Below are 15,707 nucleotides of genomic sequence, written 5' to 3' on the forward strand. Positions count from 1 at the left end.
TAACCGTTAGCTAACATATGAAAAAAGGTTTTTGGATTTTATCATTGGCTTTAGTGTTTTTTAGTTGTAGTTCGAACAAGAAAGCCATTTCGGACTTTAAACAAATACTCGGAGCAAAAAACTCTGCGGATTTGACCAAATTGGTCGATTATTTTGAAAAACAGGTTCTCGACAAAAACTTTGACTCCAACAGTCTTTCGAATAAGTATACTTATCTCATCCAAGATTGTTCTGAAAAAGGGGCTATTGAGCTACTGAAAAATCAAGAATTGGATTTTTATAAATTCAAAAAAACTCAGATGTGGAACGAAGTGTTCTCTCAAGTGGATTCAACATGGATTAATGAAGATGGGAGCTTGTCAGTAAGACTTATCTATAATTCTGAAAATGGCGTTCTCAACAATGGGATGAGAGGACTTCCCGAAAAGTATGTGAACAATCCTGATTCATTAATGATTGAAGCATTGGATTGGGAGTATTTGAATCATAGAGGAGCATATATGAAGGCCCTTGAACAAGTAAAAAATCGCAATTCATTCATAAATGAATACTATAGTAAAAAAACTACCGTAGGAGATATGGATAGCAGACTTTTTTGCGATATGATTCTTAGGGATAATCCTGATTTTAGCGATTATTTTGTCAAACGGATTTTTATAATTGAACTTATATATAAATACGTTAGCTAACAATACCTATAATCAATTGCTTGCGGTGGATTTCCTAACGAAAATCCTTAAATTTATACAATGGCTCGGGGCTAAATGAAAAAGTCCTGAGGACTTTTTCGGCAACAGATCATGGCTGAGCCGTTATCTCTAATTTTGAAAAATCGTTTTAAGAAGAGGATGAAACGAGATGAAATTTTAATCATATCTCTGACTTTAATTGGACTTGCGTCATTTTTAACATGGTTTGGATACCTAACTTTTGGAATTTTTCAAAACTCGAAACCAATAATCTGGGAAACTCCAATTACTGGAGTTATCAACGATCTAAATCAGTACAAAGGATTCACTTATATTCTTCTCGAACAAGAAAATGAATATTGGAAAATAGATAGTAGCTCAAATCATGACTATTCAGAGCCTTTTATTGCTGATTTTTTGCGGAAAGGAGATTTTTTGGAAAAAAGTAAATGTTCCGACACACTTTATATTATAAGGGATAATCAAAAATTTCATTTCTTGATTGGCGACCAACTTTATAATAGCAAAACTCGATCGAAAGAATTCATAGAGTATTGGCGCAATCAAAGACGAATTATAACGGAAAAAAGCGACTGTAAATAAAACAAAACCAAAACGTAATGCGGAGTTTAGGGCTAAACCGAAAGGTCCGTGTATATTTATAATGTCGCTAAATCTTATGGATTTCACTTTTGACAAAAAAATTAAATACAAACAAAAAGTTTCGGCTATGTGCGAAGTCGGAAACGAAAATGTTTCCTTGCCTGCCCAACTTGCCATAGCTTAGGTGTTAGCATTTATACAAAAACCTTCATTAAAAAATTATGAAACCATATGTATTTATTTTTCTAATATTATTCATATGTACTTTTCTTTTTGTTATTTACAGTTGGATAGTCGCGCATAGAAAAATTAATAAACTGGAATATGATTTGAGATATAACGGGTTAAATAAAGAAGTTTTTGCGAAACAAGTCAAATCAATAAGATGGAACGCAATATTGAGAATTTGGGCATTGTTTATTTTATTATTCGTTTCTTTTCTGATTATAGTTTTTATCGATACAATTGAATAAAATATATAATGTATTAAATACCGTTAGCAACTATGTAAATCGACATTTAAGAAATTAATGAAAAGTTATCTTCTTCTTCTACTTTTAGTATCGCAAATTTCAGTTAGCTGTACCAAATCGGATAGAACACCAATTGTCTTGAATCCAAAAATCGAAAAGGGACTTTTGGAATACTGGAAAGAATATTCTGATGATAAAAACCATAGGGATTTACCTTTATGCTTATCACTCGACAAATATGATGGAATCAATAGAGTGGCTATCAATTTAAGCGAAATCTATTCGGACGACGAAATGAAAGGACTTTTTTATCTGGACAGTATCCCTGTAATATTGCTACTTGCCGATGAAAAGAATTATATTTTTGACAAAAAACTGGTTGAAAAAATATACGAAAAAGCGGACTTTTATAAATTGGAGAAAAACCTAAAGGAATATTCTGAATCACACGACGAAAATGTGAGCGACTCCTTTGACCCTCCATACTTCCTTTATGAATTAAGTGCGGCTGGACTTAAAAGAGTTCGATGAAATTTGGAAACGGAATGAAAAACACAATTGCCAACAACGGTTACCGTTGCACAAGCCCTTAATTCCTAGACAAGCGGATTCATATAAGCCTCTTCAAGGTGCTTTTTTTATTGTGTTTCAGTATTGAAAAGTCGTTATCGAGACCGAACCAAGGCTAAAAAAAGTCGTAGAAGACAATCCCCACCAATGATGCCGAAACAAGTATTCCCGCCCAGCTTTTTGAGTGTTTTCCAATGAAATTCAGGTATTTCTTCAGGCTGTAGGCAATCCCCCGCTGGCCCGTGCATCCTACTCACCGCTACGGCTCAACAATGTAGCATATGAACCCGCTATATGCAATGTATGCGCCGTTGCTTGTTTATTTACGGGTGTTCATCGGTCGTTTTGTTCGGTGGTACAGGAGATTTATTACCATATCGCCGAAAACATTTGATGATTTTTACTATATTTCCTTTAAATAATGTGCGCTTTATAAAGTGCTGCGTTATACTGCATTTTCGAAAAGAAACCAGATAATTACAAATTAATCACTAAATCATTTAAAAAAGTATTGTAATTATTCAACTCAAAAGGAACATCCGCATTTTTTTCCATATCGTGAAAATGATGTGTTGCCAATAATTCCATTCCTGTAAAAGCATTCATTCTGTGAAACCCGAACATAGCACCTTCATCTACACTTTTTTGATTAAAAAATTCATTTTCTAAAGTAAATGCGGTTTTAGGTGCATTCCAACTTGTAGTAAGTATGTATTTTTTTCCGTGCATTAAACCACCAGTCCCGTAATTGATGTCTGGATTTTTTCTGCTTCTTCCATCACTTGCATAAATTCCATTTTGATGACCTTCGGTAAAAACCTCATCTATATATTTTTTAAATCCAAAAGGTATTTGAAACCACCAAATCGGAGTATGGTAAATCACGATATCGGCCCACTTAAATTTTTCAACTTCTTCCTTTGTATTATAATTGTCACCTACTTGTGTAGCCTTAACTTCAAATCCTTTTAAAGATTCAAAATATGAAATCGTATTAGTGAAAAGTGTTTCGTTAAATCTTCCTCCTGAATGTGCAAATGGATGACTTCCATTGATTATAAATATATTTTTCATTTATCCCCTATTTTATTTGAGGCAAAATTAAATCGATATTTGTTATTGTAAAAATAATACTAATCATACCTTTGTATCAATATTTTAATAGTTATGGTAAATTTAGAATGGTATAGAACATTTAAGGAAATTTATGAAAACGGAACCTTAACAAAAGCTTCTATTGCTTTATATGCTTCCCAACCCGGAGTTAGTGTACACTTAAATGCTTTGGAAGCTTATGTTGGCAAAAAACTATTTGAACGTACTTCGAGAAAAATGATACCAACAGAAGATGGGAAATTTTTATATGAATATATTATTGATTCTTTAAAAAAACTTGAAATAGCAGAACAGCATTTTAAAAAAACAACGCAAGAAAAAAATCCATCCCTGAACATTGGAATGTGTTCAGAAATGTTTCAACTCATTATTGAACCCGAAATTCCCAAACTAGACTTTGACCTAGTAGCTAGATTTGGAGCACATACAGATTTAATAAAAGACCTAAACAATGGAATTTTAGATTTAGTAATAACACCTAAAAAACAGAATGAAAAAAAATCATTAGTTGAGTATATTCCGTTTTCAAAAGAAAGAATCGTTTTAATAGCTGGCAATAAAACAGATACAACCAAAATACAAGAACACCTAAAATCAAAAGATTTAAGTAAGTTAGAAGAAGAATTGCTTCAAAATGTTTGGTATAGTTCATCAAACGAAATGGAACATTTTAGACGTTTTTGGTTTGAGAATTTTAATAAGAAACCTGCTTTTAAACCCAACTATATTTTACCGAATATTACTTCTATTATAAGATGTTTAAACAATGGGAACGGACTTGCATTAGTTCCGGATTTTTTATGTCAAGAACAAATTTTAAGAAAGGAAATAAATTTAGTTTGGGAAGGAAAAGTTAAAACGGAAAACACCTTATATTTTGCATCAAGAACAGATTTGAAATACAAAAAAGAATTAGATACCATTAAGGATATATTTACATCGAAAATGAAATAAAAACCCGCTAAATAAACCCAAGAAGCGCCAAGATAATAGGCGTAAATAGGGCCGTAAACAATCCGTTCAAAATAAGTCCCATACTGGAATACGCACCAAACCGTTGACTTATGGCCATAGCTTGGGCAGTTCCAAGACCATGGCTTGCGGTGCCCATAGATAGACTTTTAGACATGGGGTTTTTCACTTTAAAGAGTTGCAAGATCTTAAAACCCGCTACAGACCCAAAGATCCCTACCATTACGACCATTGAGGCCGTAAGTGATGGTATACCCCCTATTGAGGTAGAAATATCAATAGCCAGGGGCGTTGTTACCGACTTGGGTGCTATTGAAATGATGACCGCATCGGAAGCGCCCAACCATTTCGCGATAAACACACCCGAAATTATGCCTACCACGGCTCCCACCAATTGCGAAATAACAATAGGTATCACCTGTTTCTTTATTTTATTTATTTGAAGGTATAATGGCACACCTAAGGCCACAATCGAAGGTTTTAGAAAAAACTCGATATACTTTCCCGCTTCGTGATAGGTGTCATAAGAGATTCCAGCAGCTTTTAAAATGGCTATTACCGCGATTATGGTGATCAATATGGGATTTAAAAAAACCGAGTTGGTTTTATTTTGGAGATACTTTGTCAACCAATAAATCCCAATTGTGATGGTCAATAGGATATAAGGTTCTGAAATCAGTTTCATTATTTATCGGTATTTGGTTTCTTGGATCTTGTTTTTCGCAATACCTGATGGGTAAAACTCGTGCTTATCAATACCAAGACCGTGCTTCCGATAACCGATGCCAGTATGGGTATCCATTCTTTGGAGATCAAATCCAAATAACACATAATGGCGATGCCCGGTGGAATAAAGAAGAACACCATATTATCCAAAAGGAAATCGGCAATACCTTGGATCCATTTAAGTTTGATGATTTTAAAATGAAGGCCTGCCGTCAACAACAGCATGCCTATGATACTCGAGGGAATCTTAATACCCGTAAAATAGACCACGACCTCGCCCAGGGCAAGACATACGAGTATCAAGAACAATTGTCTGATCATAACTATTTATTTCTACTGCAAAAGTACTACCCTCTTAGAATTATAGCTAATAATGACCGTGTAAGAATCCTGTTCTTTCTGACCTATGTAAAAGAATAAATAACGGGCGGTATTATATTTACGGGCGTGGATCCTGCTAAAAAAGCGAACAAAAAATGCAATCAAGCCGTACAACAGTATACGATTACTTTTATCTTTAGATTACAAAACCCTTAATTACGGGCATCTAGATGCCGGTTACATTCAATGGTAATCCGTAGCCGTATCATAAGTCAAGACACTTAAATAAGAATATCGTCATGAATAAATTTATGGTTATCGTCATGTTTTTAGTGGCAACTCCGCATATTTCAGGTCAAAAAGAGATCGATTTTAATAGTGATAAATCACTGAATAAAATTTTTAACCAAAAAGAAATCGAAGGTTTAAAATCGATGGTTCAATTTGTGGACAACATGGTGGAGAAAAGCACGAATGAAGACAACCCCAACAAAGCTTACCATCTGTATTTTGAAAAAATTTCAAAAACTCCAGAATACATGGTTCCGTTTGAAGAAAATGTCAAGTATCGGTTCTTAAAAAGTTTGGATTCTACACAATTCGCCATGCTATGGAATTTCAGCCAAAACGCTGGAGTCATTAAATATCGAGATAGTATTTATAGAAATCCTGACTTTATAACCATACTGGAATTAAAACCATTTAGTAAATACATGGATTACTTAAAGGAAATAGGGAAAGATGATCCATATTACAAATTCCTGCAGCAGGAGTTTGAAAGAGTTGGAAACCTGATGCAAGGTTCATCGGAATGGTTTGTCAGAAACCATAAGAAATTTGATTTCGATATTCCTAAAAACAGATTATGGGCGGCAATCTATCTTTTACGCAGGGAAGAATCTATAGAAATGAAACTTGATAAGTATTTCAAAAACAAATAAAAACCGCATAGCGTTATGCGCATAGCGCCCAATTACTCAAGAAAACCTTTTGTCTTGCTTTGGTTGGACTTTTTTAGTGCCACACATAATCAAAAAAAAACAAGATTTCATGTATCTTTTTCCCTCTTTATGGGTCTACCTAATGAACCATAAAATCATACATCTATGAATACATGTACATGCACCAACTGTGATTGCACCAAATGCAATTGCGGCAATTGTTCAACAAACAACTGTCCTTGTGACAAATGCGAATGCGACAAATGTGATTGTTGTTAAACCCCATAAAGGTTAGCCCCAAAAGCTAACCTTTTGTTATTTTTAATCATGGAAACACAAGAAATATGGGATCGTTTCAACAATGAAGTCTATTTCTTCATTCTTAAAAAGGTGAATGATAAAACCGCTACCGGCGATATTTTCCAGAACACTTTCCTAAAGGTCCATAAAAACCGGTCGCAGCTTCAAGACGAAACGAAACTAAGGGCGTGGGTCTTTCAGATTGCCCGGAACGAGATAGCGAACCATTTCAATAAAGAATCGTTATATGTGGCAAAAACCCATAACGATACCGACACACCCCTGCAAAATTACCAATATATCTGTTGTTTTGATAAGTTCATAACCGATTTGCCCAAAATCTACCGAGACGTGATCGAACTTGTTTATATCCAAGGAAAAAAACAGCATGACGCAGCCGAAATATTGAATATAAGCCTAGTGAATGTAAAGGCAAGGATACGTAGGGCCAAAGACATCCTAAAGAAAAACTTCAACGAATGCTGTAAATACGAGCTCGATAAAAATGACCGCTTAACTGGGGAATCGAATTGTGCCGTTTGTCAGGATTAATTGCATTCCCATGGCGTTCATGCCTTTACCGGGCCAACCGTATCTTAAAACCGTTTTTGTCCTGAAAATTCCATGGCCTCCCCTTTTCCGAAACCAAAACTGACCCCAAAGGTGACAAAACGCCCACGCTGACTGAAATTCCTTAGATAATAGTCGGGCTGAACGGTTATACTTTCACGAATCCGAGAAGCGAAGACATCGCGTACACTCAGGTTTAGTATGGCCTTCCCCTTTAGGATTTTCTTTCGTGCACCGAAATCCATAAATAGGTTTTCCGTGATTTCCTCTTGATACGTTCGATAGCCTGAAACATAATTGCCCATTAATTCTATATCGATATCCGCCGGAAGCTTAACCTTACCGGTAAGTCTTGTTGACCACTGCTCTCCCGTAAAATCGAAGGAAGTACCTTCGAAAGAGCCCGCCCTCTCAAAGTGTCCAAAGTTGAAATCGTTAGTAAACGAAAGCCATTTTACCGGAATAAACTTGGCATTGAACTCAATGCCCGTTGTATTGTTCGTACCTATGTTCTGGGGCTGCGAAACGCTCACGTTGTCTTCAAAAACAACCACCCGCTCTACCACATCCTCGGTATGGCGGTAGTATACGCCCAAGTTCATAGATAATTTACCCACCTTGTAAATACTGGTAATTTCATAGCTATCGGTATACTCGGGCTGCAAATCGGGATTACCTGTACGAATATTGTAATTATTACGGATGTTGAAAAAGGGATTCAGATCCCACATCCTAGGACGGAATATCCTTTTCGAATATCCTGCTTGTAGCGATAGGTCATCATTGATCTTGTAAGAAGTATGCCCACTGGGGAAAAAGTTGTTATAGCGTTTATTATCCTCCGCATTGTTCGTTTGTAAGAGGGTGTTTACATCGGTATCCTCAAAACGGACCCCCAATTTCAATCCCCAAGTATCATCTTCATAAGCGGCCGTTGTGTAAATGCCCAATACTTTCTGTGTCCATTCGAAGACATTGGTCAAATCGGGGTTCTCTTCAAAATCCACACCATTAAAATCACTAACGGCATAGTCGTTCTCCACATCGTTGATTTGGTATTGTGCTCCGGTCTCAAGGGTGTATTTTTCGGCCCAAGGATGGGTATAATCAACTTTAAAGGTATAATCGGCCTGACTAAAGTCGGTCCGGGTATTTTGTTGTTCGTCTTCCCCATCACCCACCGTTGTGGTATTCATGAAATCGGAAGATTGGTCCTTGGCAAAAAGATTGCCCGTGGCACTGATCAACAACGACCGGTCCTCATGGCCCTCAAAATCTTTTTTATACTGTAGTTCATAGGAGTATTTCGGGTTGGTGGCCTTGGTGAGCTCACGGCGTTTAAAGGCATCGGTTATCGTATTTCCTGGATCGTACGTACTAAAAACGGCATCGGAATTCTCCTTTTCCCATTCGTAGGCGAAATTCCCCGAAAGGGTGAGTACATTGTATTCGTTTATATGGTAATCTGTACCGAGAATAAGATTGAAAAAGGTCTCATTCTTATCCCTTTCACCAATGCTGTTGATGGCCGTATTTTCGTCTAAATTACGATTCTCGGTTTCGTCATCACTGGGAAAGGTCCTACGACCTAAACCCAATTGACTGAACAGGTTGAATTTTTCGGTGCGCCGATTCAGGCTAAGTCCAACACTATGGTTATTGGGGACACCCGTATTGAGGGTAACTGCACCGTTCATACCCCTTTTCTCCTCTTTCTTCAACACAATATTGATGATACCCGAAGTACCCTCGGCATCGTATTTGGCAGAAGGATTCGTAATGACCTCAATACGCTCGATCATATCGGCGGTCAGGGTACCAAGGGCATTACCCTGTTCATTGGCAATAACCGAAGGTTTCCCATTAATGAGCATTTGCACCCCCGAACTACCCCGCAAACTGATCTCGCCTTCAATATTGACGTTTACTGAGGGTACGTTGTTCAACACTTCCAACGCACTTGCCCCTGTGCTGCTCAAATCGGCCCCTACATTAAACACACGTTTATCAAGTTTGAATACCGTTTGTGAAATTTCCCCTTCGACCACGACCTCGTTCAATTGTTGTGCATTTTCCCCAAGTACCACCCTACCAAGATCTAGGCGACCGCCCTCGGCTTTCGCATTGTCGATTCGTTTTGTGGTATAGCCGATAAAACTAATTTCTATATAAAAGTCAGTAGCATTCGTTTCCAAAGTAAAACTACCATCTTCAATGGTGGTGGTACCTGCAATCGGTTTATCACTGATAGGGTCCCCCACAAGCACCGTAGCAAACTCAATGGGGGTACCATTGGCCTGGTCCACGACTTTTCCGGTAATGGTAATATTTCCATTTTGTGCGGATACTTGCTGCATTCCAAAAAGAAAAAGAACAATACCCCAAACAAAACAAATCTTCCTCCTCATATAAAAATCTTTTTTTAATTGAAACTCAAATATAACATATACTAAAGAAGCTGGTAACTGATTTTGAATAAAGACAGAAAGTCTTTAATCCGCCGTGATTTCCGTTATTTTCCTTATTAAAATATCGGTTTCGGTAATTATGACAACGAATTTTTGAAAGTGCCTTATTTCATCAGACGTTAGGGTTCTCCCTTTTCGGACTTTCAACCATTCTCGGACCGTTTGATAACCACCGACATAAAAGTCCCAAGCTACTAGGGGAACGGTATCAAAATACTGCTTATCATTGATCCAAACCTTACCTTTTGATTTGTCTATAGGATCATAAACCTTATTCTTTTCGGTAAGATCCCGCGTTATTATATTATCCCCTTCTATGGGAAAGCTTGTGTTGAAATTCCCCTTTTTAGATGACTCCAGCGTATGAAGTTCACGTAATTGTCCGCCTAACCGCACACATTTCCAAAAAACATCTGGGTCATTTGGATGGGGTATATGCGAAAAATCGAAATTCCGGGAATTCAAGGACCGGCTATAAGCGGGCGTCTGCAGTACGGCATAGAAATAGTCTAAAATATCAGTCGTAGTAAAGGTTGATTTGTAATCATCCCTTATTTCCGGACTATTTATAAAACAGACATTACTTTCCGTTTCTTTATCAAAAACAAAAGTCAATCCAAGTTTTTCAGCTATTTTGTTCACCACTTCCATATCCGGATTTGGAATACGATCTGCGAATTGATCAGCGCACAATTGCCCTTTAACTTTCAGGTATGGGTAGGACGGAAATACACAACCGTTTTCTTTATTTTGGAATGTTCTAGCACACATATTGGAAAGTAATCTACTTATAAAGATACCCATATGAAAGGAAAAAGACTCACTTGTGGTGTTGGAATGAAATTTTTAACGGGAATCTGATAACTAAGAATTGGGAGAAATAAAAAATTCATTCGTCCCCTAAAATAAAAAAAGCCTTAAAAACATAGTGTTTTCAAGGCTTCTTGCGGTCTGGACGGGACTCGAACCCGCGACCCCCTGCGTGACAGGCAGATTTTATTTAAATTCATATGAATTAAAAATCCAATAAATACAGGGGTTTTCAGCGATTAGTTGTATCTTTAAGTACATTTAAGACCATAAAAAACCACTTTCTGCGTGCAAACTGCGTGCAAATTTGCACGCAGACTTTAACATTTGATATGGCTACATACATAAAGCTCTCATTGGATAAACGAAGGAAAGATATCAAAATCTTCCCATTAATTTTTCGATTGACCCATAATCGAAAATCTACAAGTATAGGTACGGGACATAAATTAGCAGCTTCCGAATGGGACGATAAAAGGCAAAAAATCAGGCCATCCTTCAGAGGCACGGAATCGCCTTCCCGTTTGAACAACCTTCTGCAAAAGAAAATGGCCCGTATGGTGGATATCCTTACCAAATTGGAGGATGGGGACAAATTGAAATATATGAGCGTATCCGAGGTAAGGAGCCATATTACCCGTACTACAAAAAAGGTTACTTTTTACCAGTTTGCCGAAAAGCAGATAGCAGACCTGATAAAAGCGAACCGCATAGGAAATGCAAGGACTTACAGACATGCCCTGAAAGCCATTAAAAATTTCAGGAACAATAAGGACTTCACTTTTGATGAACTGAACCTTGATTTCCTTAATCGTTTTGAAAAGCACCACTTGGCCAAGGGTAACAAGCTAGGCGGCCTTAGCGTCTATTTGAGAACAGTAAGGGCAATCAATCGAAAAGCCATTAAGGCAGGTGTGGCCGACAAGGAAGGATATGCCTTTGACGATTACGTCATACGTAGCGGAAAACCCGAAAAACGGGCCTTGCCCATCGATTCCATTCGTAAAATTGCCGCACTTGATCTTGAAGAAGGCACGGCTCTTTTCAGGGACAGGAATATTTTTATGATGAGCTTCCTGCTCAACGGCATGTCCTTTGTCGATATGGCTCATTTAAAGTTGTCCAACATTGTTGACGGTCGCATCAAATACTCCCGTAAAAAAACAGATCAACCTTACAATATTAAAATCCATGACCAACTTAATCCGTTGTTATCATATTTTACTGAGGGAAAGAAAAAAACTGAGTATCTATTGGATGTTGTCAAAAGTGAAAATCCAATCGAAAGTTATAATCAAATTGTTTGGGCCAGAAAACGTTATAACGATAATTTGAAAAAGCTTGCCGCATTTGCAGGAATAGAAGAAAATATAACAAGTTACGCCGCGCGCCACTCATTTGCTTCTGGCGCAAATGAAATGGGAATTCCCCTTACCGCAATTTCCCAAATGTTGGGTCATAAACGGATTAGCACGACCCAAGCATACCTAGCCAATTTGAGAAAAAGCAAAATGGATGAATACCAAGACGAAATTTTCGGGCAGCTATCGAGTGAATAATGGTATTTGATTGGGCTAAAAAACGTTAGAATTTCACGATGTTCTTTCTTCTCCCTATCCACAGAAAAGCGCCCGTAGGGTGCTAGATTTATATCTTGTGCCAAATCTTCGTTAAGACATTTAGTTCCGCAAAAGGCGAATTACCAGAACTACTAAAAAGAACCGCAAATGGAACTACGATGAGATATTTTTTTAGGGTATTTTGTTTGTGCCGTAAAATGGCCATTTTAAAGAATTGTAGTTTTGAAAAAATGAGTGTGAAAATAAAAAGAACCCTATTCTCAATCCTATTTCCTTTTTAACTGAAGAATCAGTTCAAATTCCGAAATTCACTAGGCGAGTGCCCTACCCTTTGTTTAAAGAGCCTTGTGAAATGCTGTGGATACCTAAAACCTAATTCATAGGCAATTTCACTGACCGATTTGTTCGAGTCAAAGACTTTTTCTTTGGCAATATCTATAAGCTTGTTCTGAATATATACTTGGGCTGAGTTTCCTGTTTCCTTTTTGACCAAATCCCCAAAATAATTGGATGATAGATGTAACTGGTCTGCAAAATAACCCACCGATGGGGTACCGTGTTTTTGGGGTTTTTCAGATTTAAAATATTCGTTCAACAAATTGTCGAACTTCTCCAAAGAGCCTTGATTTTCAATGTCACGGGTCAAGAATTGTCGGTCATAGAAACGTGTGCAGTAATCCAGAAATAATTCAATATTGGCCACAATCAGTTTTTTACTGTGCTTATCCAAGTTTTGTTCCAGTTCAAATTGTATTTTTTCGACCAAGCTTAAAATCACTTTCCGCTCTTTGGCCGAAAGGTGAAGTGCCTCGTTGCTGGAATAGGAGAAAAAGCTATAGCTATTCATTTTTTTGCCCAATTCGGTGCCCAATAACAAGTCCGGATGAAATAATAGCGCATAACCTTTAGGTACATAATCAGGGTCGAAGCCGCCTAGTTCGATGGTCTGGTTAGGGGCCATAAAAACAAGTGTTCCCTCATCATAATCGTACGGTTTACCTCCGTAATGCATTTTACAACCCTTGGCATCTTTCAGAAAAATAGCATAACACTTATAATGGAAAGCATCATATTCTTTATTCGTATAGCTATCACCGCCCAACGTATCAAAATCAACCACACCGACCAAAGGATGTAGCACCTCTTGTTTTCTTAAATTGAGATAATCACTTACCGTATCAATGTGCAGAACATTTTGCATGCCTCTAATTTTTTGTTAAAGATAAGCCATTGATTCCCAGTAAATCAAACAGTTATTTCAAAATCCGTAATAGTGGTAGATATATCCGTAATCTGGGTATGATTTGGCGGTTATTTACCTCGTACTTTTGATCTATATCAATTATCAAGGTAGTATTAAATCAATGTAGGGTATGAAAAAGGGGGTATTATTGGGATTCCTATTCGCAATAGGTGGTTTTGCATTAGGGCAAAATACACCCAAAAGCATCACGGCCAAATACATTATGGAAGAAATTGTCTTGGACGGAAATATGGATGAAGGGGTTTGGCAGACCGCAGGAACAGGTGGGGATTTTTGGCAATTCTTTCCTTCGGATACAGAGCAAGCCGAATATCAGACAAGTTTCAAGGTCCTTTATTCTAAAACTACCCTTTACGTAGGTGTAAAAGCCGAAGCTGCCAATGGCAATTACGTGGTGTCCTCCCTAAAACGTGACTTCAGTGCTTTGACCAATGATAATTTTTCGTTGTTGTTCGATACCTTTAACGATGGCAATACCGCCTTCTTTTTTGGGGTGACCCCTTATGGGGTACAAAGGGAAGGATTGGTCTCGGCAGGAGGAGACGATTTTAATAATACCTGGGATGTGAAATGGCAGGCCGAGGCCCAGCGTTTTGATGACCATTACACCGTAGAGATAGCCATCCCCTTTACCTCTCTTAAATTTACTGAGGGTGATACAAAATGGCGTTTTAGGCCATATCGATGGAACAACCAATCGAACGAACAAAGCACCTGGGCTCGTGTACCCCAACAACAAAAGCTTTCTAGTCTGGCCTATATGGGGGAACTCAATTTTGAGCCTCCACTAGGAAAATCAAGAACGCCCTTTGCCTTGATACCCTATGTAAACACCCTTAGCGATAAGGATTATGTCACCGACCTAAGCACTACCGATTTTAAGGTAGGTGGGGATGCCAAAGTCGCCATAGGTAATGGGATGAATCTCGATATAACGGTAAACCCCGATTTTTCAAATGTTGAAGTGGATGATATTTTCACCAACCTTACCCGCTTTGAACTTAGGCTTCCTGAAAAGCGACAATTTTTTATCGACAATAGCGATCTATTCGAGAATTTCGGGAATACCTTCAATGAAGCAAAACCCTTTTTCTCGAGGCGCATTGGTTTGGCAAGGGATGCCAATGGCAACTTAATACAAAACGATATCATTGGAGGGATTCGCCTTAGTGGAAATTTGAACAAGAACTGGCGCCTTGGCGTACTCAACATACAGACGGCCAAGGATGAATCCAATGAAATTGCCTCAAATAACAATATGATGATGGCCTTGCAACGTAAGGTTGGGAAACGTTCCAATGTTGGTGTTTTTTGGGTAAACCGGCAAGCCACTGGCGATGAGGATTATATTGAACCCTCCGAGAACTACAACCGGGTCATCGGCATCGACTATAACCTAGCTTCGGCTGATGATATATGGAATGGGAAGTTCTACATACATAAATCGTTTCAGCCTGAGGACCACAAAGGCAACCTTTCAACACAAGCCACCTTCACCTATAGTCCACGAAAATGGCGTATCATAGAAGACCTGGTGTATATCGATGAGGATTTCAGGGCCGATTTGGGTTTTGTTCCCAGAACGGACATCCTTAAATGGGGGAATGGATTACAGCGCATTCTTTATCCAAAGAAAGGAATCTTCAATACCCATGCCTTACAATTTTTATCGCTAGTATATTGGAGACCAACCCTTGATTACAAAAAAACAGATCATGAATACATTTTTAGTTGGGAGGCTGCATTTAAAGACCAAGCCACTGCCGAAGCCTCATTCTCAAACAACTTTATTTTTTTAACGACGCCTTTTGATCCTACACGTAGTGAAGGGGCTATTCCGATTCCAGGAAATCAGGGCTATCATTTTAATCAATTCAATTTTGCTTACCTATCCAACAATACCAAACTACTCACCTATGGGGCCAATGGCACGGTAGGTCGTTTTTTCAATGGGGACATCATTTCGGTAGGTGGACAGGTAGCCTTCCGGGTTCAACCATGGGCACAGTTCAGCGTGGCCCTGAATTATGACGGGATCCGATTGCCAGCACCTTATGCAAGCGCTGACATTTGGTTGGTTACCCCTCGGATTGACGTGACCTTCAACAAAAAACTGTTTTGGTCTACCTTGGTACAGTATAGCAACCAACGCGATAACCTAGGGGTCAACTCACGTTTGCAGTGGCGATTCGCCCCCTTGTCCGATCTATATTTGGTCTACAACGACAATTATTTTACCCAAACTTTTGCGCCAAGGTTCCGATCCATTAACTTGAAATTGACCTACTGGTTGAATCTATAATA

At 38.2% G+C, this 15,707-nt stretch carries 14 protein-coding genes; 8 read left to right on the forward strand and 6 right to left on the reverse strand.

The features are described from left to right. Positions 1 to 17 precede the first annotated feature (17 nt). The 3 genes from R3X28_RS00005 (at position 18) to R3X28_RS00015 (ending at position 2,296) form a co-directional block, all read left to right on the forward strand. Positions 18 to 689: a hypothetical protein gene (locus tag R3X28_RS00005; protein ID WP_317661462.1), complete on the forward strand. Its 672-nt coding sequence runs from the start codon at positions 18 to 20 to the stop codon at positions 687 to 689. 111 nt (positions 690 to 800) lie between these two features. Beyond that, complete coding sequence (locus R3X28_RS00010) at positions 801 to 1,292, forward strand: hypothetical protein (protein WP_317661464.1); 492 nt, start codon at positions 801 to 803, stop codon at positions 1,290 to 1,292. Between the two features lie 530 nt (positions 1,293 to 1,822). Then, positions 1,823 to 2,296, forward strand: coding sequence for a hypothetical protein (locus tag R3X28_RS00015; protein ID WP_317661465.1), 474 nt, complete (start codon positions 1,823 to 1,825; stop codon positions 2,294 to 2,296). A gap of 516 nt (positions 2,297 to 2,812) precedes the next feature. On the opposite strand, the gene R3X28_RS00020 is transcribed toward R3X28_RS00015, so the two are convergent. Continuing rightward, positions 2,813 to 3,409, reverse strand: coding sequence for an NAD(P)H-dependent oxidoreductase (locus R3X28_RS00020; protein WP_154364532.1), 597 nt, complete (start codon positions 3,407 to 3,409; stop codon positions 2,813 to 2,815). A gap of 93 nt (positions 3,410 to 3,502) precedes the next feature. Here R3X28_RS00020 and R3X28_RS00025 point away from each other — a divergent pair, with 93 nt between their 5' ends. Beyond that, positions 3,503 to 4,405, forward strand: coding sequence for a LysR family transcriptional regulator (locus R3X28_RS00025; RefSeq protein ID WP_317661467.1), 903 nt, complete (start codon positions 3,503 to 3,505; stop codon positions 4,403 to 4,405). 7 nt (positions 4,406 to 4,412) lie between these two features. Here the strand turns inward: R3X28_RS00025 and R3X28_RS00030 are convergent, their stop codons facing one another. Both R3X28_RS00030 and R3X28_RS00035 read right to left on the reverse strand, forming a co-directional pair. Further along, a complete protein-coding gene (locus R3X28_RS00030; RefSeq protein WP_154364536.1) occupies positions 4,413 to 5,108 on the reverse strand; it encodes an LrgB family protein in 696 nt (231 codons plus the stop codon). Beyond that, complete coding sequence (locus tag R3X28_RS00035; protein ID WP_154364538.1) at positions 5,108 to 5,470, reverse strand: CidA/LrgA family protein; 363 nt, start codon at positions 5,468 to 5,470, stop codon at positions 5,108 to 5,110. The genes R3X28_RS00030 and R3X28_RS00035 overlap by 1 nt, the downstream gene beginning before the upstream one ends. Positions 5,471 to 5,769: 299 nt before the next feature. Between R3X28_RS00035 and R3X28_RS00040 the strand changes: the two genes are divergently transcribed. Together R3X28_RS00040 and R3X28_RS00045 are read left to right on the forward strand one after the other, a co-directional pair. Continuing rightward, a complete protein-coding gene (locus tag R3X28_RS00040) occupies positions 5,770 to 6,411 on the forward strand; it encodes a hypothetical protein (protein WP_317661474.1) in 642 nt (213 codons plus the stop codon). Positions 6,412 to 6,738: 327 nt separating this feature from the next. Next, positions 6,739 to 7,263 (forward strand): sigma-70 family RNA polymerase sigma factor, encoded by a 525-nt coding sequence (locus tag R3X28_RS00045; RefSeq protein WP_317661475.1) that lies wholly within the window; start codon positions 6,739 to 6,741, stop codon positions 7,261 to 7,263. Between the two features lie 44 nt (positions 7,264 to 7,307). Here R3X28_RS00045 and R3X28_RS00050 read toward each other — a convergent pair whose 3' ends face one another. After that, positions 7,308 to 9,689 (reverse strand): outer membrane beta-barrel family protein, encoded by a 2,382-nt coding sequence (locus R3X28_RS00050; protein ID WP_317661476.1) that lies wholly within the window; start codon positions 9,687 to 9,689, stop codon positions 7,308 to 7,310. Positions 9,690 to 9,773: 84 nt separating this feature from the next. After that, complete coding sequence (locus R3X28_RS00055) at positions 9,774 to 10,553, reverse strand: type ISP restriction/modification enzyme (RefSeq protein ID WP_317661477.1); 780 nt, start codon at positions 10,551 to 10,553, stop codon at positions 9,774 to 9,776. 338 nt (positions 10,554 to 10,891) lie between these two features. Between R3X28_RS00055 and R3X28_RS00060 the strand changes: the two genes are divergently transcribed. Next, positions 10,892 to 12,118 (forward strand): site-specific integrase, encoded by a 1,227-nt coding sequence (locus R3X28_RS00060; RefSeq protein ID WP_317661478.1) that lies wholly within the window; start codon positions 10,892 to 10,894, stop codon positions 12,116 to 12,118. A gap of 310 nt (positions 12,119 to 12,428) precedes the next feature. On the opposite strand, the gene R3X28_RS00065 is transcribed toward R3X28_RS00060, so the two are convergent. Next, positions 12,429 to 13,340: a helix-turn-helix transcriptional regulator gene (locus tag R3X28_RS00065; protein ID WP_317661479.1), complete on the reverse strand. Its 912-nt coding sequence runs from the start codon at positions 13,338 to 13,340 to the stop codon at positions 12,429 to 12,431. Between the two features lie 172 nt (positions 13,341 to 13,512). Between R3X28_RS00065 and R3X28_RS00070 the strand changes: the two genes are divergently transcribed. Further along, the gene (locus tag R3X28_RS00070; RefSeq protein ID WP_317661480.1) at positions 13,513 to 15,705 is read left to right on the forward strand and encodes a DUF5916 domain-containing protein; all 2,193 of its coding nucleotides are present in this window, start codon (positions 13,513 to 13,515) and stop codon (positions 15,703 to 15,705) included. Positions 15,706 to 15,707: the final 2 nt, after the last annotated feature.

The organism is Maribacter sp. TH_r10, from assembly GCF_033101095.1.
GTDB lineage: Bacteria > Bacteroidota > Bacteroidia > Flavobacteriales > Flavobacteriaceae > Maribacter_A > Maribacter_A luteus.

Bases quoted from the DNA above. Each gene is read 5' to 3' on its own strand.
- R3X28_RS00055 (WP_317661477.1), bottom strand. From the start codon at position 10,553: ATGGGTATCTTTATAAGTAGATTACTTTCCAATATGTGTGCTAGAACA.
- R3X28_RS00050 (WP_317661476.1), bottom strand. From the start codon at position 9,689: ATGAGGAGGAAGATTTGTTTTGTTTGGGGTATTGTTCTTTTTCTTTTT.
- R3X28_RS00005 (WP_317661462.1), top strand. From the start codon at position 18: ATGAAAAAAGGTTTTTGGATTTTATCATTGGCTTTAGTGTTTTTTAGT.
- R3X28_RS00030 (WP_154364536.1), bottom strand. From the start codon at position 5,108: ATGAAACTGATTTCAGAACCTTATATCCTATTGACCATCACAATTGGG.
- R3X28_RS00045 (WP_317661475.1), top strand. From the start codon at position 6,739: ATGGAAACACAAGAAATATGGGATCGTTTCAACAATGAAGTCTATTTC.
- R3X28_RS00070 (WP_317661480.1), top strand. From the start codon at position 13,513: ATGAAAAAGGGGGTATTATTGGGATTCCTATTCGCAATAGGTGGTTTT.
- R3X28_RS00020 (WP_154364532.1), bottom strand. From the start codon at position 3,409: ATGAAAAATATATTTATAATCAATGGAAGTCATCCATTTGCACATTCA.
- R3X28_RS00040 (WP_317661474.1), top strand. From the start codon at position 5,770: ATGAATAAATTTATGGTTATCGTCATGTTTTTAGTGGCAACTCCGCAT.
- R3X28_RS00025 (WP_317661467.1), top strand. From the start codon at position 3,503: ATGGTAAATTTAGAATGGTATAGAACATTTAAGGAAATTTATGAAAAC.
- R3X28_RS00035 (WP_154364538.1), bottom strand. From the start codon at position 5,470: ATGATCAGACAATTGTTCTTGATACTCGTATGTCTTGCCCTGGGCGAG.
- R3X28_RS00010 (WP_317661464.1), top strand. From the start codon at position 801: ATGGCTGAGCCGTTATCTCTAATTTTGAAAAATCGTTTTAAGAAGAGG.
- R3X28_RS00060 (WP_317661478.1), top strand. From the start codon at position 10,892: ATGGCTACATACATAAAGCTCTCATTGGATAAACGAAGGAAAGATATC.
- R3X28_RS00065 (WP_317661479.1), bottom strand. From the start codon at position 13,340: ATGCAAAATGTTCTGCACATTGATACGGTAAGTGATTATCTCAATTTA.
- R3X28_RS00015 (WP_317661465.1), top strand. From the start codon at position 1,823: ATGAAAAGTTATCTTCTTCTTCTACTTTTAGTATCGCAAATTTCAGTT.